We start from the raw sequence: 20,357 nt of genomic DNA on the forward strand, positions 1-20,357 counted from the left end.
CGTAGCAGTCTGGGTTATTTACGCGTCAGTTTTTCCAGATCGGCTTCAATTTCGCTGATCTTATTGGTGACGACGCTTTCCAGATGGCGTAAATCGTCAAGGATCTTACGCTTGAGGTCGATTTCGGTACGGTCGCGCTGGCAGAGCTGGTCCAGCTCGTCGATCACATAGCGCAGGTTTGGGCTTATCTCCTGCACTTCTTTGTAACCCTGACCGACGCCGTCGGCGACCACGGTTTTACGCTGGCGTGGGTATTTAAACTTCACGCTTTTGGCGAAGAACTCGCCCTTATCTTTCTGGAAATAGATCTTCAGGATGTCGTTGTTAGCTTCCTGGCGCAGGCTATAGCGATCGATTTCATCAGGATTGGTAATGCCAAGACTTTTCAGATTATCGTACATAACGGTACCTTTGATATCATCATAACCATTGAATAATTAACGAAAAAATCCATCTTCGCCAGCGTCAGATATAAAAAAAGCGGGATATCTCCCGCTTTTTGTTCTGCTTAGTCGATGGTACGCAGCAGTTCGTTGATGCCGACCTTACCGCGGGTCTTCGCATCAACCTTTTTCACGATCACCGCACAGTACAGGCTGTATTTGCCATCTTTCGACGGCAGGTTGCCGGAAACGACAACCGAGCCCGCCGGCACGCGGCCGTAATGGACTTCGCCGGTTTCGCGATCGTAAATTTTGGTGCTCTGGCCGATGTACACGCCCATGGAGATCACCGCGCCTTCTTCAACGATAACGCCTTCAACGATTTCAGAGCGCGCGCCGATGAAGCAGTTATCTTCGATGATGGTCGGGTTAGCCTGCAGCGGTTCGAGAACGCCGCCGATGCCGACGCCGCCGGACAGGTGAACGTTTTTACCGATCTGCGCGCAAGAACCGACGGTGGCCCAGGTATCAACCATGGTGCCTTCATCAACGTAAGCGCCGATGTTGACGTAGGACGGCATCAGCACGGTATTGCGCGCGATGAACGCGCCCTGGCGAACGGCCGCCGGCGGCACTACGCGGAAGCCTTCTTTCTGGAAGCGCGCTTCGTCGTAGTCGGCGAATTTCATCGGAACTTTATCGAAGTAGCGGCTTTCCGCACCATCGATAACCTGGTTATCGTTAATACGGAAAGAGAGCAGTACCGCTTTCTTCAGCCATTGATGCGTCACCCATTGACCATCGATCTTCTCAGCGACGCGCAGCGCGCCGGAATCCAGCAGGGCAATAACCTGGTTCACCGCTTCGCGGGTGACGGTATCCACATTTGCCGGCGTGATGTCGGCGCGACGCTCAAAGGCGGACTCAATAACGTTCTGTAACTGCTGCATTGTTTCTTTCCATTCACTTAAAAAAAATACGTTACCCTTTATCGTTTGGATTGAGGGCCTCTGTCAACCGTTGTTGCACTTCTTGTTGCAGCTCATTATTAAGGGCACGCCGGTCGGCGGTGGCGATTATAAATAAATCTTCTACTCGCTCACCAATTGTCGTAATTCGCGCTCCGTGAAGCGATATTCCGAGGTCGGCGAACACCTGACCGACGCGGGCGAGCAGCCCCGGCTGATCGAGCGCAATGAGCTCAAGAAATGATTTCCGGTCGGTGTGGGTCGGCAGGAAATTCACCTCAGTAGCGACAGAAAAGTGACGCAGTTTCGCCGCCTGACGACGCGGGGCCGGCGGCTCCCAGCTGCGCTGCGTTATCGTCTGCTCCAGACCGTGGCGAATAGCCTCGTGGCGATCGGCGGAAAGCGGGCTGCCGTCGGGTTCAAGGACGATAAAGGTATCCATCGCCATGCCGTCGCGGGTAGTAAATATCTGCGCATCATGAACGCTGAGGTTGCGGCGGTCCAGTTCGCCGCAGACGGCGGCGAACAGGTAAGGGCGGTCCGGGCTCCAGATGAAGATCTCGGTGCCGCCGCGGGTGGCCCGCGAACTCAGCAGGATCATCGGTTTACTGAGATCGTGTTTCAGCAGGTTGCGGGCGTGCCAGGCGAGCTGATTCGGCGTATGCCGCACAAAGTAGTTCGCCCGGCAGCGGTTCCAGATCTGATGCAGCGCCTCTTCATTGATATTGTCCATGCGCAACAGCGCCAGCGCCTGCAGCTGATGGTGGCGTACGCGTTCGCGCATATCCGGCGTGCTCTGCATACCGCGACGCAGCTGTTTTTCGGTGGCGAAATAGAGCTCGCGTAGCAGGCTTTGCTTCCAGCTATTCCACAGCGTTTCGTTGGTGGCGCAGATATCGGCGACGGTCAGGCATACCAGATAGCGCAGGCGATTTTCCGTCTGTACCTCTTCGGCGAACTGCTTAATGACCTCCGGGTCCTGAATGTCGCGGCGCTGGGCGGTTACCGACATCAATAGATGCTGGCGTACCAGCCAGGCGACCAGCTGCGTCTCACGCGAATTGAGCCCGTGGAGCTCGGCGAATTTCAGCACGTCTTCGGCGCCGAGAATCGAATGGTCGCCGCCGCGGCCTTTAGCGATATCGTGAAACAAGGCGGCGATGAGGATAAGTTCAGGATGGGCCAGCCGCGGCCACAGCTCAACGCACAGCGGATGGCGGCTGCGGGTCTCTTCTTTCGCGAAGCTTTCCAGTTTTAACAAGACCCGTATGGTGTGTTCGTCGACGGTATAGGCGTGAAACAGGTCGAACTGCATCTGACCGACAATATGCGACCACTGCGGCATATAGGCCCACAGTACGCTGTGGCGATGCATCGGCAGCAGACCACGACTCACCGCGCCCTGATGACGGAGCATGCTGAGGAAGAGGGTTCGTGCCTCCGGGATATAGCACAGCGGCTGCGTCAGGTGGCGGCGCGCGTGGCGCAGGTGGCGCAGGGTGGTGGAGTAAATACCGGTGATGCTGCTGTTACGCACCATGATAAAGAACATCCGCAGAATCGCCTGCGGCTCGCGAATAAACAGGGTGTCGTCGCGCAGGTCTATCAGAGTACCGCGCAGTTGGAAATCATCATCAATAGGCCGCGGCTTTTCATTCTCGGTGAGAGCGAGGATCGCCTCATCAAACAGCTGCAGCAGCATATTGTTGAGTTCGCTTACCCGACGGGTAACGCGGAAGAAATCCTTCATCATATGTTCGATCGGCTGATTGCCTTCGCCTTCATAGCCGAGGCGATGGGCGACATTCAGCTGACGATCGAAAAGCAGGCGGTTATCGTAGCGATTCACTTCAAGATGCAGGGCAAAACGGATGCGCCAGAGCTGGTGCAGGCACTCGTTAAGCTCGTTGCGCTCGGCTTCGGTGAGGAAGCCGAAACCGACCATTTCATCAAGCGAGGTTGCGCCGAAGTGGCGGCGAGCCACCCACTGCAGGGTATGTATATCGCGCAGGCCGCCGGGGCTGCTTTTGACGTCCGGCTCCAGGTTGTAACTGGTGCCGTGGTAGCGCTGGTGGCGGACATTCTGCTCTTCAACCTTGGCGGCGAAGAACTTCTCCGACGGCCAGAAGCCGTCGCTAAAAATATGTTTTTGCAGTTCAAGGAACAGCGCGACGTCGCCGATCAGCAGGCGGGATTCGATTAAGTTGGTGGCGACGGTGAGATCCGAAAGCCCTTCTAGCAGACACTCTTCGAGGGTGCGCACGCTATGGCCCACCTCCAGCTTGACGTCCCACAATAGCGTCAGCAGTTCGCCGACCTTTTGCGCCTGCTCGTCCGGCAGCTTTTTACGGCTCAGAATCAGCAGGTCGACGTCGGAGAGCGGGTGCAGCTCGCCGCGCCCATAGCCGCCGACGGCTACCAGCGCCATATCGCTCTGCGCGCCAAAACCGTAGTCGACCCACAGCCGCTGCAGCAACTGGTCGATAAACTCGGTGCGTGCTGCTATCAGCCGTTCCGCGGCGATACCGCGATCGAAAGCCTCGCCCAGCCAGTGTTGGAAGGTATCGAGATGCGTCTTGATGGCGGCACAGTTCAGATCGCCCTGCGGCCAGCTCACGGGATGTTCCGGCGGGATGGGCAGAAGAGGGGAGGCTGTGTCAGGTAAAGAGTTGCTCATCGCGTCACCATAAGAAAAAACTATCTAATAAAAAAGCCGGCGGGCGCCGGCTTTTCATTATGCTTCGTGCGAGATTATCGCCGGGATGGTGTCATCCTTGCGTAGCGTCAGAATTTCGCAGCCGTTATCAGTTACCACAATAGTATGCTCATACTGCGCAGACAAGCTACGGTCTTTGGTTTTCACCGTCCAGCCGTCCTTCATGCTGCGGATCTCTTTCTTACCGGCGTTGACCATCGGTTCGATAGTGAAGGTCATACCCGGCTTGAGCACCACGTCGGTTTCCGGCGAATCATAGTGCAGTACCTGTGGTTCCTCATGGAAGCCGCGGCCGATACCGTGGCCACAGTATTCACGTACCACGGAAAAACCTTCCGCTTCGACGAATTTCTGGATCGCCGCGCCGATCGCGCGCAGGTTAATCCCCGGCTTGACCATCTTCAGCGCCAGATAGAGGCTTTCCTGGGTGATGCGGCACAGGCGCTCGCCGAGGATAGTCGGTTTGCCGACGATGAACATTTTTGAGGTATCGCCGTGGAATTCATCTTTAATCACGGTTACGTCGATATTGACGATGTCGCCGTCTTTCAGCAGTTTGCCGTCATCCGGGATGCCGTGGCACACCACTTCATTAATAGAGATACAGACCGATTTCGGGAAGCCGTGATAGCCAAGGCAGGCGGAGACCGCTTTCTGTTCATTAACGATGTAGTCGTTGCAGATGCGATCCAGTTCGCCGGTGCTGACGCCCGGTTTAACGTAGGGTTCGATCATTTCCAGCACTTCGGCGGCCAGGCGGCCGGCAACGCGCATTTTTTCGATGTCTTCAGATGTCTTGATAGAGATAGCCATGGAATATGTCCAGCAGTGTCGATTTTTTCGACAATAATAGATTAAGTCCTGTCAATGGTAACAGTCCGGGTACGCTGGTGCCAAATTGAGAATCATTAACAGCACGCGACGTCAACAAGAGTTGGTGTCTGGCCAGGTTTTGTGGTATAAAGCGCGCCGGACTTCCGTTCCATCTCAGATACACAAGGATGGACGTAAGCGACATACTCATATTGTGTAAATAACACACACGTATCGGCACATATTCCGGGGTGCCCTTTGGGGTCGGTAATATGGGATACGTGGAGGCATAACCCCAATTTAATCTATAGAGGTTTTAAACATGGCAACTGTTTCCATGCGCGACATGCTCAAGGCTGGTGTTCACTTCGGTCACCAGACCCGTTACTGGAACCCGAAAATGAAGCCTTTCATCTTCGGCGCGCGTAACAAAGTTCACATCATCAACCTTGAGAAAACTGTACCGATGTTCAACGAAGCTCTGGCTGAGCTGAACAAAATCTCTGCCCGTAAAGGCAAGATCCTGTTCGTTGGTACTAAGCGCGCTGCAAGCGAAGCGGTAAAAGAAGCTGCTAACAGCTGCGACCAGTTCTTCGTGAACCATCGCTGGCTGGGCGGTATGCTGACTAACTGGAAAACCGTTCGTCAGTCCATCAAACGTCTGAAAGACCTGGAAACTCAGTCCCAGGACGGTACTTTCGAGAAGCTGACCAAGAAAGAAGCGCTGATGCGCACTCGTGAGCTGGACAAGCTGGAAAACAGCCTGGGCGGTATCAAAGACATGGGCGGCCTGCCGGACGCACTGTTCGTTATCGACGCTGACCACGAGCACATCGCTATCAAAGAAGCAAACAACCTGGGTATCCCGGTATTTGCTATCGTTGATACCAACTCTGATCCGGACGGCGTAGACTTCGTTATCCCGGGTAACGACGATGCAATCCGCGCAGTTAGCCTGTACCTGGGCGCTGTTGCTGCTACCGTTCGTGAAGGTCGCTCTCAGGACCTGGCTTCTCAGGCGGAAGAAAGCTTCGTAGAAGCTGAATAATAAGGTTTAAGCCCTTATTAGTACCGTGTATGAATAGGGGCCAATTTTAGGCCCCTTTTTTCAATTTATGCTGTTTGGCCGCAGGCCGGGCAGTTTCCACATCTCCCGAGGATTTTAGAATGGCTGAAATTACCGCTTCCCTGGTAAAAGAGCTGCGCGAACGTACTGGCGCAGGCATGATGGATTGCAAAAAAGCACTGACTGAAGCTAATGGCGACATCGAGCTGGCAATCGAAAACATGCGTAAATCCGGCGCGATCAAAGCGGCGAAAAAAGCAGGCAACGTTGCTGCTGACGGCGTGATCAAAACCAAAATCGACGGCAACTACGGTTACATCCTGGAAGTTAACTGCCAGACTGACTTCGTTGCTAAAGATGGTGGTTTCCAGGCATTTGCTGACAAAGTACTGGACGCCGCTGTTGCTGGTAAAATCTCCGACGTTGAAGTTCTGAAAGCGCAGTTCGAAGAAGAACGTGTTGCCCTGGTTGCTAAAATCGGCGAGAACATCAACATCCGTCGTATCGCTATCCTGGAAGGCGACGTTCTGGGCAGCTACCAGCACGGTGCTCGCATCGGCGTTCTGGTTGCCGCTAAAGGCGCTGACGAAGAGCTGGTTAAGCAGCTGGCAATGCACGTTGCTGCAAGCAAGCCGGAATTCGTTAAGCCGGAAGACGTTTCTGCTGAAGTAGTAGAAAAAGAGTACCAGGTTCAGCTGGACATCGCGATGCAGTCCGGTAAGCCGAAAGAAATCGCAGAGAAAATGGTTGAAGGCCGCATGAAGAAATTCACCGGCGAAGTTTCTCTGACTGGTCAGCCTTTCGTTATGGAACCGAGCAAATCTGTTGGTCAGCTGCTGAAAGAGCACAACGCCGACGTTACTGGCTTCATCCGCTTTGAAGTGGGCGAAGGCATTGAGAAAGTTGAGACTGACTTTGCAGCAGAAGTTGCTGCGATGTCCAAGCAGTCTTAATTTTTAAAAAAAGGAGCCGCCTGAGGGCGGCTTCTTTTTGCGCCTCTCTTGTAAAATCAGCCAATCGCTTATAGTGACTGCGCTGAACGATGACATACAATGTCGTCAGAATTAACTCATCTCAATCGTTGACAGTCTCAGGAAAGAAACATGGCTACCAATGCAAAACCCGTCTACAAACGTATTCTGCTGAAGTTAAGTGGCGAAGCTCTGCAGGGTTCAGAAGGCTTCGGTATTGATGCAAGCATACTTGACCGTATGGCTCAGGAAATCAAAGAACTGGTTGAACTGGGTATTCAGGTTGGCGTAGTGATTGGTGGCGGTAACCTGTTCCGTGGTGCTGGTCTGGCGAAAGCGGGTATGAACCGCGTTGTGGGCGACCACATGGGCATGCTGGCAACGGTCATGAACGGCCTGGCAATGCGTGATGCGCTCCATCGCGCCTATGTGAACGCTCGCCTGATGTCCGCAATCCCGCTGAACGGCGTGTGCGACAACTACAGCTGGGCGGAGGCGATTAGCCTGCTGCGTAACAATCGCGTGGTGATCCTCTCCGCGGGTACCGGCAACCCATTCTTTACCACCGACTCCGCAGCCTGCCTGCGCGGTATTGAAATCGAAGCCGACGTGGTACTGAAAGCGACCAAGGTTGACGGTGTGTTTACCGCTGACCCGGCGAAAGATCCTTCCGCTACCATGTACGATCAGCTCACCTACAGCGAAGTGCTGGATAAAGAGCTGAAAGTGATGGATCTTGCCGCCTTTACCCTGGCGCGCGACCACAAACTGCCGATTCGCGTATTTAACATGAACAAGCCAGGCGCGCTGCGTCGCGTGGTCATGGGCGAAAAAGAAGGCACATTGATTACGGAATAATTCCCGTCGGCGCTAATTCCGGGTAATATTCCGCTTTACTTTAGCGGGGAAGTTGCCCGGTTAATAGAATTAATCCGGACTATACTTAGCTCACTTTTGCAGTGGGCGACCGTGTGGTCTGTCTGAGACAAGTTTTCAAGGATTCGTAACGTGATTAGCGATATCAGAAAAGATGCTGAAGTACGCATGGAAAAATGCGTAGAAGCATTCAAAAACCAAATCAGCAAAATTCGCACGGGCCGTGCTTCTCCAAGCCTGCTGGATGGCATCATCGTGGAATACTACGGCACGCCGACCCCGCTGCGCCAGCTGGCAAGCGTTACGGTAGAAGATTCCCGTACGCTGAAAATCAACGTCTTCGACCGCTCCATGAGCCCGGCCGTTGAAAAAGCGATTATGGCGTCTGACCTGGGTCTGAACCCGAGCTCTGCGGGTAGCGATATCCGCGTTCCGCTGCCGCCGCTGACTGAAGAACGTCGTAAAGATCTGACTAAGATCGTGCGTGGCGAAGCTGAGCAGGCGCGTGTTGCCGTGCGTAACGTTCGTCGTGACGCGAACGACAAAGTTAAAGCTCTGCTCAAAGAGAAAGAGATCAGCGAAGATGACGATCGCCGTTCTCAGGACGACGTGCAGAAAATGACTGACGCCGCCATTAAGAAAGTTGATGCGGCGCTGGCAGAGAAAGAAGCGGAACTGATGCAGTTCTGATTTTCTGCCGCTACGCAGGCCCGGGGCATTCGGGGCTGCGTAAAGTCTGAAACGCTGTACAGAAGACCGTACGCTCAATATTTGGGATTGCGTTAAAATAGCTGGCCTTGTAGCCTTCAGGTTTATACCGAAGGTCATTCGCCGCCGTTTTAGCCCCGAGAATTGATGCGTAAAGGGCTTGCTGGCGGCGTTTTGCTTTTTATCCTGTCACAATTCTTCTGGACGTCTCATGAAGCAATTAACCGTTCTCGGTTCGACCGGTTCAATCGGCTGCAGCACGCTGGACGTGGTGCGCCATAATCCCGAAAGCTTTTCCGTCGCCGCGCTGGTCGCGGGGAAAAATGTCGACCGTATGGTTGAACAATGTCTGGAATTTTCCCCCCGATTCGCGGTGATGGATGACGCGCAAAGCGCTGAGCGTTTACGTACGCTGCTGCGCGAACAGGGCTGCCGCACGGAAGTGCTGAGCGGCAAGCAGGCGGCGGCCGACGTCGCGGCGCTGGATGAGGTCGATCAGGTGATGGCGGCCATCGTTGGCGCGGCAGGCCTGGCGCCGACGCTGGCGGCAATTCGCGCCGGCAAAACGGTATTGCTGGCGAACAAAGAGTCTCTGGTGACCTGCGGCCGCCTGTTTATGGATGCGGTTCAGCAGTATGGCGCTCGCCTGTTGCCGGTTGATAGCGAACATAACGCGATTTTTCAGAGTATGCCGGAAACAATTCAAAATCATCTGGGATACGCTGACCTGACGCAGAACGGCGTCTCGTCGATTCTGCTGACCGGTTCCGGTGGTCCTTTCCGGGAAACGGCGATTTCTGAGCTGGCGGCAATGACGCCGGATCAGGCTTGCCGCCATCCGAACTGGTCAATGGGACGCAAAATTTCCGTTGATTCCGCCACGATGATGAATAAAGGGCTGGAGTATATCGAAGCCCGCTGGCTGTTTAATGCTTCTGCTCGGCAGATGGAAGTCATAATTCATCCGCAATCGGTGATTCACTCCATGGTTCGCTATCAAGACGGCAGCGTGCTGGCGCAATTGGGCGAGCCGGATATGCGCACGCCGATCGCCCATACCATGGGCTGGCCGCAGCGCCTGAACTCTGGCGTTAAACCGCTGGATTTCTGCCAGTTGAGCAACCTGAGCTTCTCGGCGCCGGATTACGACCGCTATCCGTGCCTCAAGCTGGCGATGGACGCTTTTGATGTCGGCCAGGCGGCGACGACGGCGTTGAATGCCGCTAACGAAGTCTCAGTGGCGGCGTTTCTGAATAGTGAAATCCGCTTTACCGATATTGCGGCGGTGAACCAGGCAGTGCTGGATAGTATGGCGCTCAATGAACCGCAAAGTATTGATGAAGTGGTTGCAATTGATGCCGAAGCGCGCGTCGCCGCACAGCGACAACTTCGATAACACATGGCGCAGGGGAGCCCCTACAACGCGTTGTGATATTTGTGGGCGCTGGGCTTCAGTGATATAGTCTGCGCCACCCGATCGTTGCATTTTGTTGTGAAAGATTACGGTGGCCGTGGCAAGACACGGCTTTTTTGCGTAAAGCTTTTGGTTGTTCTCTGCGATTGGCTGTAGCTCCGGCGCCGGATAAAAATGCGTATTCAGCGCTGCCCGGCGGCGTGTGTGATGTGGCTTAGCTAATCCTTATTATGGACTTAAAACGCGTTATGTTGTCTGCTAATCAAACTGTCAGCAAAATGTCGCCTGCACATGGTTGTCGCCATGTCGCCATTATCATGGACGGCAACGGTCGTTGGGCGAAACAACAAGGTAAAATTCGCGCCTTTGGCCATAAAGCTGGAGCGAAATCTGTTCGTCGCGCGGTCTCCTTCGCGGCGAATAATGGTATTGAAGCATTAACGCTTTACGCATTCAGTAGTGAAAACTGGAACCGTCCGGCGCAGGAAGTGAGCGCGCTGATGGAACTGTTTGTCTGGGCGCTGGATAGCGAAGTCAAAAGCCTGCATCGTCACAATGTCCGCCTGCGGATTATCGGCGAGACGACGCGCTTTAATGCTCGGCTGCAGGAGCGTATCCGTAAGGCGGAAGCGCTAACGGCAAACAATACCGGGTTAACGCTGAATATCGCCGCTAATTACGGCGGCCGCTGGGATATTGTCCAGGGCGCGCGTCAACTGGCCGAACAGGTACAAAACGGGTTGTTAAAACCTGAAGAGATCACGGAAGAGATGCTTAGCCAGCGGGTGTGTATGCATGAACTGGCTCCCGTTGATTTAGTTATTAGGACCGGGGGAGAGCACCGAATAAGTAACTTTTTGATTTGGCAAATTGCCTATGCCGAACTTTACTTTACGGATGTTCTTTGGCCCGATTTTGCTGAACAGGACTTTGAAGGTGCACTCCATGCATTCGTTAGTCGAGAGCGTCGTTTTGGCGGCACAGAAGAGCCGGGTGGCAGTCATGCCTGATGGGGGTCACTTTTGCTGAAGTATCGCCTGATTTCCGCTTTCGTTTTAATTCCCGTCGTTATTGCGGCGCTTTTTCTATTGCCGCCCGCGGGTTTTGCCATCGTCACCCTGGTCGTTTGTATGCTCGCCGCGTGGGAGTGGGGGCAATTAAGCGGTTTTACCTCAACGACGCAGCGCGTGTGGCTTGCGGTGCTTTGCGGCCTGCTGCTGGCGCTGATGCTCTTTATGTTGCCTGAATACCACTATGACGCGCATCAACCGATGGTTGAAGGATCGTTATGGGCCTCATTTGGCTGGTGGATTGTCGCGCTGTTGCTGGTGCTCTCTTATCCGGCCTCGGCGGCGCTGTGGCGTCATTCCAAAGCGTTACGTCTGATCTTCGGCCTGCTGACTATCGTCCCGTTTTTCTGGGGCATGCTGGCGCTGCGCGCATGGCATTATGCCGATAACCACTACAGCGGCGCGGTGTGGCTGCTGTACGTCATGATTCTGGTGTGGGGCGCGGATTCCGGCGCCTACATGTTTGGTAAAATGTTCGGTAAGCATAAGCTGGCGCCGAAGGTTTCTCCGGGTAAAACCTGGCAGGGTTTCTTCGGCGGCCTGTTGACGGCAGCTGTTATCTCCTGGGCTTATGGCGTGTGGGCTCATCTTGATGTCACCCCAACCGTGTTGCTGATCTGCTCGGTGGTGGCGGCGCTGGCTTCAGTGCTGGGTGATTTGACGGAAAGTATGTTTAAGCGTGAAGCCGGCATCAAGGATAGCGGGCATCTGATCCCTGGACATGGCGGTATTTTAGACCGTATCGACAGCCTGACGGCTGCGGTACCGGTGTTCGCTTGTCTGCTGTTGTTAGTCTTCAGGACGATTTGACGGAAGGTTTTATGCTGAGCGTTCTCTGGAATTTGGCCGCTTTTATTATTGCGCTTGGCGTACTGATCACCGTGCACGAGTTCGGCCATTTCTGGGTGGCTCGTCGCTGCGGCGTGCGCGTTGAACGATTCTCCATTGGTTTTGGTAAAGCGCTGTGGCGCCGCGTGGATAAGCAGGGGACCGAGTTTGTTATCGCGCTGATCCCGCTCGGCGGTTATGTGAAGATGCTCGACGAACGCGTCGAACCGGTGGCGCCGGAAATGCGTCACTACGCTTTCAATAATAAAACCGTCGGTCAGCGCGCGGCCATCATCGCCGCAGGCCCTATTGCCAACTTCATTTTTGCCATCTTTGCCTACTGGCTGGTGTTTATCATCGGCGTCCCTGGCGTGCGTCCGGTTGTTGATGAAATATCGCCCAATTCCATCGCTGCGCAAGCACAAATTGCAAAAGGAATGGAACTTAAAGCGATAGATGGCATCGAAACGCCTGATTGGGATGCAGTACGTATGGCGTTAGTCGCGAAGATTGGCGACCAACAAACAATACTTACCGTCGCCCCTTTCGGGACGAACCAACGTCAGGATAAAATCCTCGATCTGCGGCACTGGGCGTTTGAGCCGGATAAGCAAGATCCGGTGGCCTCGTTAGGCATCAAGCCGCGTAGCGCGCAGATTGATACCGCGCTGGCTGAGGTTCAATCTCAGTCGGCCGCGCAGAAAGCAGGTTTGCAAGCGGGAGACAGGATCGTTAAAGTCGATGGTCAACCGTTAACGCAGTGGATGACGTTTGTTAATCTGGTGCGTGATAATCCGGGCAAGGCGCTGGCTCTGGAGGTCGACAGACAAGGTACGCCGCTGTCGTTGACCCTGACTCCGGATACGAAGTCGGTGAAAGGCAAGGCTGAAGGGTTTGCAGGGGTAGTGCCAAAAGTTATCCCGCTACCTGATGAATACAAGACAGTGCGTCAGTACGGGCCGTTTGCCGCCATCGCCGAAGCCACGGATAAAACCTGGCAACTGATGTCGTTAACGGTCAGGATGCTGGGCAAATTGATAACCGGTGATGTCAAACTGAACAACCTCAGTGGGCCGATTTCTATCGCTCAGGGGGCTGGAATGTCAGCGGAATTTGGGTTGATTTACTATCTGATGTTCCTTGCGCTGATTAGCGTGAACCTTGGAATAATCAACTTGTTCCCGTTACCCGTCCTCGACGGGGGGCATCTGCTGTTTTTGGCGATTGAAAAGCTGAAGGGCGGGCCGGTATCCGAGCGAGTTCAAGACTTTAGTTATCGCATTGGCTCAATACTGCTGGTGCTGTTAATGGGGCTTGCACTTTTCAATGATTTCTCTCGGTTGTAAGAGAGTTTGTTAGGAAGAACGCATAATAACGATGGCGATGAAAAAGTTGCTCATAGCGTCGCTGCTGTTTAGCAGCGCGACTGTATACGGTGCTGAAGGGTTCGTGGTGAAGGACATTCATTTCGAAGGCTTGCAGCGTGTCGCTGTTGGTGCGGCCCTCCTCAGCATGCCAGTGCGTCCTGGCGATACGGTGACCGATGATGATATCAGTAACACCATTCGCGCTCTGTTTGCCACTGGCAACTTTGAGGACGTCCGCGTCCTGCGCGATGGTGATACCCTGCTGGTGCAGGTGAAAGAGCGCCCAACAATTGCGAGCATTACCTTCTCCGGCAACAAGTCGGTGAAGGATGACATGCTCAAGCAAAACCTTGAGGCATCCGGCGTTCGCGTTGGGGAATCTCTCGATCGCACCAAGCTTGCCGATATCGAAAAAGGGCTGGAAGATTTCTACTACAGCGTCGGTAAATATAGCGCCAGCGTAAAAGCTGTCGTGACGCCGCTGCCGCGGAACCGCGTCGACCTGAAACTGGTGTTCCAGGAAGGCGTCTCGGCGAAAATCCAGCAGATTAACATTGTCGGTAACCACGCGTTCACCACTGACGAACTGATCTCTCACTTCCAACTGCGCGATGAAGTGCCGTGGTGGAACGTGGTCGGCGATCGCAAATACCAGAAACAGAAACTGGCGGGCGACCTTGAAACCCTGCGCAGCTACTATCTGGATCGCGGTTACGCGCGTTTCAACATCGATTCGACGCAGGTTAGCCTGACGCCGGACAAGAAAGGCATCTACATCACCGTTAACATCACCGAAGGCGAGCAGTACAAGCTCTCCGGCGTGCAGATAACGGGCGATTTGGCGGGCCATTCTGCGGAAATCGAATCGCTGACCAAAATTGAGCCGGGCGAGCTGTATAACGGCACCAAAGTGACCAAAATGGAGAATGACATTAAGAAACTCCTCGGTCGCTATGGTTACGCTTATCCACGCGTCCAGTCGCAGCCGGAAATCAACGACACGGATAAAACCGTGAAGCTGCACATTAACGTTGATGCTGGTAACCGTTACTACGTGCGTAAAATTCGCTTCGAAGGTAACGACACCTCCAAAGATTCCGTTCTGCGCCGCGAAATGCGCCAGATGGAAGGGGCGTGGCTGGGCAGCGACCTGGTTGACCAGGGTAAAGACCGTCTTAACCGTTTAGGTTATTTCGAAACCGTCGATACCGATACCCAGCGCGTGCCGGGTAGCCCGGATCAGGTCGATGTCGTTTACAAGGTGAAAGAGCGTAACACCGGTAGCCTGAACTTCGGTATCGGTTACGGTACCGAAAGCGGCGTCAGCTTCCAGGCGGGCGTACAGCAGGATAACTGGTTAGGTACCGGCTACTCCGTCGGCATCAACGGGACCAAAAACGACTACCAGACCTACGCTGAACTGTCGGTCACCAACCCGTACTTCACCGTAGACGGCGTGAGCCTCGGCGGCCGCCTCTTCTATAACGACTTTGATGCGAATGACGCGGATCTGTCTGACTATACCAACAAAAGCTATGGTACAGACGTCACCCTCGGCTTCCCGATCAACGAATACAACTCGCTGCGCGCAGGCTTAGGTTATGTTCATAACTCCCTGTCCAACATGCAGCCGCAGGTGGCGATGGATCGTTACCTTGACTCTGTAGGTTCAGACAGCACCGGCAGCTTTACCGCGAATGACTTCACCTTTAACTACGGCTGGACCTATAACAAGCTGGACCGTGGTTACTTCCCGACGGAAGGTTCGCGCGTCAACCTGAACGGCAAAGTGACCATTCCGGGGTCTGACAACGAATACTACAAAGCGACGTTGGATACCGCGACGTACGTGCCGATCGATGACGATCACCAGTGGGTTGTGCTGGGACGTACCCGACTGGGTTATGGCGATGGTATCGGCAGCAAAGAGATGCCGTTCTATGAGAACTTCTACGCCGGTGGTTCAAGTACCGTGCGTGGCTTCCAGTCGAACACCATCGGTCCGAAAGCGGTCTATAAATCCGGGGCTTATGCCGGAGATAATAACGACTACGAAGAATGTTCCAACTCTGACGGTTCATACTGTAAATCAGACGATGCGGTCGGCGGTAACGCCATGGCGGTCGCCAGTCTTGAGCTGATTACCCCGACGCCGTTTATCAGTGATAAATACGCGAACTCGGTACGTACCTCCATTTTCTGGGATATGGGTACCGTATGGGATACAAACTGGGAAAATACTGCGGCGACTCGAGCAGCAGGCGTGCCTGACTACAGCGATCCGAACAACATTCGTATGTCTGCGGGTATCGCGGTACAGTGGATGTCGCCGTTGGGGCCGTTGGTCTTCTCCTACGCCCAACCGTTTAAAAAGTACGATGGAGACAAAGCCGAGCAGTTCCAGTTTAACATTGGTAAAACCTGGTAATTGTTGGCAACAACGGAATGTAAGTGCAGTATAGCGCTGACTGTAGGCGATAGCGGATGCTATCGCCTGGCCACGCAAATAACGGTACCCCTGGGTACTCATGGGATGGTAAGGAGTCAATTGTGAAAAAGTGGTTATTAGCTGCAGGTCTGGGTTTAGCAATGGTAACTTCCGCTCAGGCGGCAGATAAAATTGCAATGGTTAACATGAACAACCTGTTCCAACAGGTAGCCCAGAAAACTGGCGTTTCCAACACGCTGGAAAACGAGTTCAAAGGCCGCGCTAGCGAACTGCAGCGTATGGAAGGCGATCTGCAGTCCAAAATGCAGCGTCTGCAGTCTATGAAACCGGGCGCAGATCGTAGCAAGCTGGAAAAAGACGTGATGTCTCAGCGTCAGTCCTTCGCGCAGAAAGCACAGGCTTTTGAGCAGGATCGCGCACGTCGTTCCAACGAAGAACGTGGCAAACTGGTTACCCGTATCCAGACCGCCGTTCAGAGCGTAGCGAAAGATCAGAGCATCGATCTGGTTGTTGACTCTAATGCCGTGGCATACAACAGCAGCGATGTTAAAGACATTACCGCTGATGTACTGAAACAGGTTAAATAAGTAATGCCTTCAATTCGACTGGCTGACTTAGCACAGCAGTTGGATGCAGAGTTACACGGTGATGGCGATATCGTCATCACCGGCGTTGCGTCCATGCAGAGCGCTAAAGCAGGCCAAATTACTTTCATGGTAAATCCTAAATACCGTGAACACCTGGCCGCTTGCCAGGCCTCCGCCGTTGTGATGACGCCGGACGATTTACCCTTTGCCCATAGCGCCGCGCTGGTAGTGCGTAATCCCTACCTGACCTACGCGCGCATGGCTCAAATTTTAGATACCACGCCGCAGCCGGCGAAAGACATCGCGCCAAGCGCGGTGATCGATCCCACGGCGAAGCTGGGTAACAACGTCTCCGTTGGCGCGAACGCCGTTATCGAATCCGGCGTGGTGCTGGGCGATAACGTGGTTATCGGCGCGGGCTGCTTCGTTGGCAAAAATAGTAAAATCGGCGCCGGCTCGCGTTTGTGGGCTAACGTTGCCGTTTACCATGAGATTGAGATCGGTGAAAATTGCCTGATCCAGTCCAGTACGGTGATCGGCGCGGACGGTTTCGGTTACGCTAACGATCGCGGTAACTGGGTGAAGATCCCGCAGCTTGGTCGCGTTATTATTGGCGATCACGTGGAGATCGGCGCCTGTACCACTATCGATCGCGGCGCGCTGGACGATACCGTGATCGGTAACGGCGTTATCATTGATAACCAGTGTCAGATTGCGCATAACGTGGTGATTGGCGACAATACCGCCGTCGCTGGCGGCGTGATTATGGCCGGCAGCCTGAAAATTGGCCGTTACTGCATGATTGGCGGCGCCAGCGTGATTAACGGCCATATGGAAATCTGCGATAAAGTCACCGTTACCGGGATGGGGATGGTTATGCGTCCTATCTCTGAACCTGGCGTCTATTCCTCAGGTATTCCGCTACAGCCGAACAAGGCGTGGCGTAAAACCGCGGCGCTGGTGATGAATATTGACGAGATGAGCAAGCGCCTGAAAGCCGTTGAGCGCAAGGTTAATCAACAAGACTAATTTCTCATTTGGTCACGTACATTCCCGGCCTGTTGCATTCGTTAATAAGATTGCCGCAGGCCGTGTTATTATTGCCTTTTAGTATATTTAGACAGGAAGAGTATTTTGACTACTGACACTCATACTCTGCACATTGAAGAGATTCTGGAACTTCTGCCTCACCGTTACCCGTTCCTGCTGGTAGACCGCGTGCTGGATTTTGAAGAAGGTCGTTTTCTGCGCGCAGTAAAAAATGTTTCCGTAAACGAGCCGTTTTTCCAGGGGCATTTCCCTGGTAAGCCGATTTTACCTGGCGTTCTGATTCTGGAAGCGATGGCGCAGGCCACCGGTATTCTGGCATTTAAAAGCGTTGGAAAACTTGAGCCGGGCGAGTTGTACTACTTCGCGGGTATCGATGAAGCGCGTTTCAAACGTCCGGTAGTACCAGGCGATCAGATGATTATGGAAGTCACTTTCGAGAAAACCCGCCGCGGCCTGACCCGTTTCAAAGGCGTTGCGCTGGTTGACGGTAAAGTGGTTTGCGAAGCGACGATGATGTGTGCGCGTAGCCGGGAGGCCTGATACGTGATTGATAAAACCGCCTTTATTCATCCTACCGCCATTGTAGAAGAAGGCGCCGTTATTGGCGCTAACGTTCACATTGGTCCGTTTTGTATCGTGGGCGCCAACGTCGAAATTGGCGAGGGCACCGTACTGAAGTCTCATGTCGTTGTGAATGGCCACACTAAAATTGGTCGCGACAATGAGATCTATCAGTTCGCTTCTATCGGCGAAGTCAACCAGGATCTGAAATATGCTGGCGAGCCGACCCGAGTGGAAATTGGCGATCGCAACCGCATTCGCGAAAGCGTGACCATTCATCGCGGTACAGTACAGGGCGGTGGATTAACGAAGGTGGGCAGCGATAACCTGCTGATGATCAACGCCCACGTGGCGCATGATTGCACGCTTGGCGACCGCTGTATTCTGGCCAACAACGCGACGCTGGCCGGTCACGTATCTCTGGATGATTTCGTCATCATCGGCGGCATGACTGCAGTACATCAGTTCTGCATCATCGGCGCGCACGTAATGGTTGGCGGCTGCTCCGGCGTCGCTCAGGACGTTCCGCCGTTCGTGATTGCCCAGGGCAACCACGCCACGCCGTTTGGCGTCAACATCGAAGGGCTGAAACGCCGCGGCTTTAGCCGTGAAGCGATTACCGCGATTCGTAACGCCTATAAACTGCTGTACCGCAGCGGCAAAACGCTGGACGAAGCCAAACCGGAAATTGCCGAACTGGCGGCTCAGCACCCTGAAGTTCAGCCGTTTGTCGATTTCTTCGCCCGTTCAACTCGCGGCTTGATTCGTTAATGGCCGAACAGCGTCCCCTGACGATTGCCCTGGTCGCCGGAGAAACTTCCGGCGATATTCTTGGCGCTGGTCTCATTCGCGCCCTCAAAGCTCGCATCCCTGATGCGCGCTTTGTCGGCGTGGCGGGGCCGCTGATGCAGGCGGAAGGATGTGAAGCCTGGTACGAAATGGAAGAGCTGGCGGTGATGGGCATTGTTGAAGTGCTTGGTCGCCTGCGCCGCTTACTGCATATTCGCGCCGATTTAACGCGCCGCTTCGGCGAGCTGCGTCCCGATGTCTTCGTTGGCATCGACGCCCCTGATTTCAATATTACCCTCGAAGGTAATCTGAAAAAGCAGGGCATCAAAACCATTCATTACGTCAGCCCGTCCGTTTGGGCATGGCGACAAAAACGCGTTTTCAAAATTGGCAGATCCACCGATCTGGTTCTGGCATTCCTGCCTTTCGAAAAAGCGTTTTACGACAGATTTAACGTCCCCTGCCGCTTTATCGGCCATACCATGGCGGATGCGATGCCGCTGGATCCTGATAAAGGCGCGGCGCGCGATCGTCTGGGCATCCCGCATGACGTTCAGTGTCTGGCTTTACTGCCCGGTAGCCGCGGCGCGGAGGTCGAAATGCTCAGCGCCGACTTCCTGAAAACCGCGCAGCTTCTGCGTAACACCTATCCCGACCTGCAGGTCGTGGTGCCGCTGGTCAACGCCAAACGGCGGGAACAGTTTGAGCGAATTAAAGCTGAAACGGCGCCCGACATGACGGTGCATATGCTGGATGGTCAGGCGCGCGATGCGATGATCGCCAGCGATGCCGCGCTGCTGGCCTCGGGGACGGCGGCGCTGGAGTGCATGCTGGCGAAATGCCCGATGGTCGTTGGCTACCGCATGAAGCCGTTTACCTTCTGGCTGGCGAAGCGGCTGGTGAAAACCGATTATGTCTCCTTGCCAAATCTGCTGGCCGGGCGCGAGCTGGTGAAAGAGCTGCTGCAGGATGAATGCGAGCCGCAGGCGCTGGCCGCCGCGTTGAAGCCGCTGCTGGCCGACGGCAAAACCAGCCACGATATGCATGATACTTTCCGCGCGCTGCATCAGCAGATCCGCTGCAACGCGGATGAGCAGGCGGCGGACGCAGTACTGGAGTTAGCAAAATGATGGAGTTCGTCTATCCACATACCCATCTGGTCGCCGGCGTCGATGAGGTTGGCCGTGGGCCGCTGGTCGGCGCAGTGGTCACTGCGGCGGTGATCCTTGATCCGCGCAAGCCGATTGTTGGGCTGAATGACTCAAAGAAATTGAGCGAAAAGCGCCGCCTGGCGCTGTTCGATGAAATCAAAGACAAAGCGCTATGCTGGAGCCTGGGCCGCGCCGAGCCGCATGAAATTGACGAGCTGAACATCCTGCATGCCACGATGCTGGCAATGCAGCGCGCCGTCGCTGGCCTGAGTATTACCCCCGAGTTCGTGCTTATCGATGGCAATCGCTGTCCATCGCTACCGATGCCGTCGCAGGCGGTGGTGAAAGGTGATAGCCGGGTGGCGGAAATCAGCGCAGCGTCTATTCTGGCTAAAGTCACACGCGACGCCGAAATGGCTACGCTGGATATCGCATTTCCGCAATACGGCTTTGCCCAGCACAAAGGCTATCCTACCGTTGTACATCTGCAAAAGCTGCAGGAACACGGCGCAACAGAGCACCACCGGCGTAGCTTCGGCCCGGTGAAACGCGCGCTGGGTCTGGCGTCCAACTAAGTCACTGGGATCTAA

The 20,357-nt window shown here is 54.4% G+C and carries 19 protein-coding genes; 15 read left to right on the plus strand and 4 right to left on the minus strand.

Annotation, left to right across the window (positions count from 1 at the left end; translation table 11 throughout):
- Positions 1-14 precede the first annotated feature (14 nt).
- The 4 genes from AC22LX_RS22545 to map all read right to left on the minus strand — a co-directional run bounded on the left by AC22LX_RS22545 (position 15) and on the right by map (position 4,880).
- Positions 15-401 carry a DUF3461 family protein gene (locus AC22LX_RS22545; RefSeq protein WP_015368173.1) on the minus strand — a complete coding sequence of 129 codons (387 nt, stop codon included), beginning with the start codon at positions 399-401 and terminating at the stop codon, positions 15-17.
- Between the two features lie 107 nt (positions 402-508).
- On the minus strand, positions 509-1,333 hold the full coding sequence (gene dapD / locus AC22LX_RS22550; RefSeq protein WP_015368172.1) for a 2,3,4,5-tetrahydropyridine-2,6-dicarboxylate N-succinyltransferase: 825 nt from the start codon (positions 1,331-1,333) through the stop codon (positions 509-511).
- Between the two features lie 31 nt (positions 1,334-1,364).
- Positions 1,365-4,028, minus strand: a complete 2,664-nt coding sequence (gene glnD, locus AC22LX_RS22555) for a bifunctional uridylyltransferase/uridylyl-removing protein GlnD (RefSeq protein ID WP_045390133.1) — start codon at positions 4,026-4,028, stop codon at positions 1,365-1,367.
- 57 nt (positions 4,029-4,085) lie between these two features.
- Positions 4,086-4,880 (minus strand): type I methionyl aminopeptidase, encoded by a 795-nt coding sequence (gene map / locus AC22LX_RS22560; RefSeq protein ID WP_045390135.1) that lies wholly within the window; start codon positions 4,878-4,880, stop codon positions 4,086-4,088.
- Positions 4,881-5,202: 322 nt separating this feature from the next.
- Here map and rpsB point away from each other — a divergent pair, with 322 nt between their 5' ends.
- The 15 genes from rpsB (at position 5,203) to rnhB (ending at position 20,342) form a co-directional block, all read left to right on the plus strand.
- Positions 5,203-5,928: a 30S ribosomal protein S2 gene (gene rpsB, locus AC22LX_RS22565; RefSeq protein ID WP_004858107.1), complete on the plus strand. Its 726-nt coding sequence runs from the start codon at positions 5,203-5,205 to the stop codon at positions 5,926-5,928.
- 119 nt (positions 5,929-6,047) lie between these two features.
- The gene (gene tsf, locus AC22LX_RS22570) at positions 6,048-6,899 is read left to right on the plus strand and encodes a translation elongation factor Ts (RefSeq protein WP_015368168.1); all 852 of its coding nucleotides are present in this window, start codon (positions 6,048-6,050) and stop codon (positions 6,897-6,899) included.
- A gap of 150 nt (positions 6,900-7,049) precedes the next feature.
- On the plus strand, positions 7,050-7,775 hold the full coding sequence (pyrH, locus tag AC22LX_RS22575) for a UMP kinase (protein ID WP_004098747.1): 726 nt from the start codon (positions 7,050-7,052) through the stop codon (positions 7,773-7,775).
- Between the two features lie 150 nt (positions 7,776-7,925).
- Positions 7,926-8,483, plus strand: coding sequence for a ribosome recycling factor (gene frr, locus AC22LX_RS22580; protein ID WP_015368165.1), 558 nt, complete (start codon positions 7,926-7,928; stop codon positions 8,481-8,483).
- A 229-nt stretch (positions 8,484-8,712) separates the two neighbouring features.
- Entirely contained in the window at positions 8,713-9,897 is a 1,185-nt protein-coding gene (gene ispC / locus AC22LX_RS22585) for a 1-deoxy-D-xylulose-5-phosphate reductoisomerase (protein ID WP_045390136.1), read from the plus strand.
- 266 nt (positions 9,898-10,163) lie between these two features.
- Positions 10,164-10,925, plus strand: a complete 762-nt coding sequence (ispU, locus tag AC22LX_RS22590; RefSeq protein WP_045390181.1) for a (2E,6E)-farnesyl-diphosphate-specific ditrans,polycis-undecaprenyl-diphosphate synthase — start codon at positions 10,164-10,166, stop codon at positions 10,923-10,925.
- Positions 10,926-10,937: 12 nt separating this feature from the next.
- Complete coding sequence (gene cdsA, locus AC22LX_RS22595) at positions 10,938-11,795, plus strand: phosphatidate cytidylyltransferase (protein ID WP_045390139.1); 858 nt, start codon at positions 10,938-10,940, stop codon at positions 11,793-11,795.
- Positions 11,796-11,806: 11 nt separating this feature from the next.
- Positions 11,807-13,159, plus strand: a complete 1,353-nt coding sequence (gene rseP, locus AC22LX_RS22600) for a sigma E protease regulator RseP (protein WP_045390141.1) — start codon at positions 11,807-11,809, stop codon at positions 13,157-13,159.
- A 31-nt stretch (positions 13,160-13,190) separates the two neighbouring features.
- Positions 13,191-15,608 carry an outer membrane protein assembly factor BamA gene (bamA, locus tag AC22LX_RS22605; protein WP_045390143.1) on the plus strand — a complete coding sequence of 806 codons (2,418 nt, stop codon included), beginning with the start codon at positions 13,191-13,193 and terminating at the stop codon, positions 15,606-15,608.
- A 122-nt stretch (positions 15,609-15,730) separates the two neighbouring features.
- Positions 15,731-16,216, plus strand: a complete 486-nt coding sequence (skp, locus tag AC22LX_RS22610; protein WP_045390145.1) for a molecular chaperone Skp — start codon at positions 15,731-15,733, stop codon at positions 16,214-16,216.
- A 3-nt stretch (positions 16,217-16,219) separates the two neighbouring features.
- Positions 16,220-17,245, plus strand: coding sequence for a UDP-3-O-(3-hydroxymyristoyl)glucosamine N-acyltransferase (lpxD, locus tag AC22LX_RS22615; protein ID WP_213292759.1), 1,026 nt, complete (start codon positions 16,220-16,222; stop codon positions 17,243-17,245).
- A gap of 105 nt (positions 17,246-17,350) precedes the next feature.
- Entirely contained in the window at positions 17,351-17,806 is a 456-nt protein-coding gene (gene fabZ / locus AC22LX_RS22620) for a 3-hydroxyacyl-ACP dehydratase FabZ (RefSeq protein ID WP_004145858.1), read from the plus strand.
- Positions 17,807-17,809: 3 nt separating this feature from the next.
- Positions 17,810-18,598 (plus strand): acyl-ACP--UDP-N-acetylglucosamine O-acyltransferase, encoded by a 789-nt coding sequence (gene lpxA, locus AC22LX_RS22625; protein ID WP_015368155.1) that lies wholly within the window; start codon positions 17,810-17,812, stop codon positions 18,596-18,598.
- Positions 18,598-19,746: a lipid-A-disaccharide synthase gene (gene lpxB, locus AC22LX_RS22630; RefSeq protein WP_487334225.1), complete on the plus strand. Its 1,149-nt coding sequence runs from the start codon at positions 18,598-18,600 to the stop codon at positions 19,744-19,746. Before lpxA ends, lpxB begins: the two co-directional genes overlap by 1 nt.
- On the plus strand, positions 19,743-20,342 hold the full coding sequence (gene rnhB, locus AC22LX_RS22635) for a ribonuclease HII (protein ID WP_015368153.1): 600 nt from the start codon (positions 19,743-19,745) through the stop codon (positions 20,340-20,342). Before lpxB ends, rnhB begins: the two co-directional genes overlap by 4 nt.
- The last annotated feature ends 15 nt before the right edge of the window (positions 20,343-20,357 follow it).

It is taken from the genome of Klebsiella sp. PK01 (assembly GCF_057624675.1).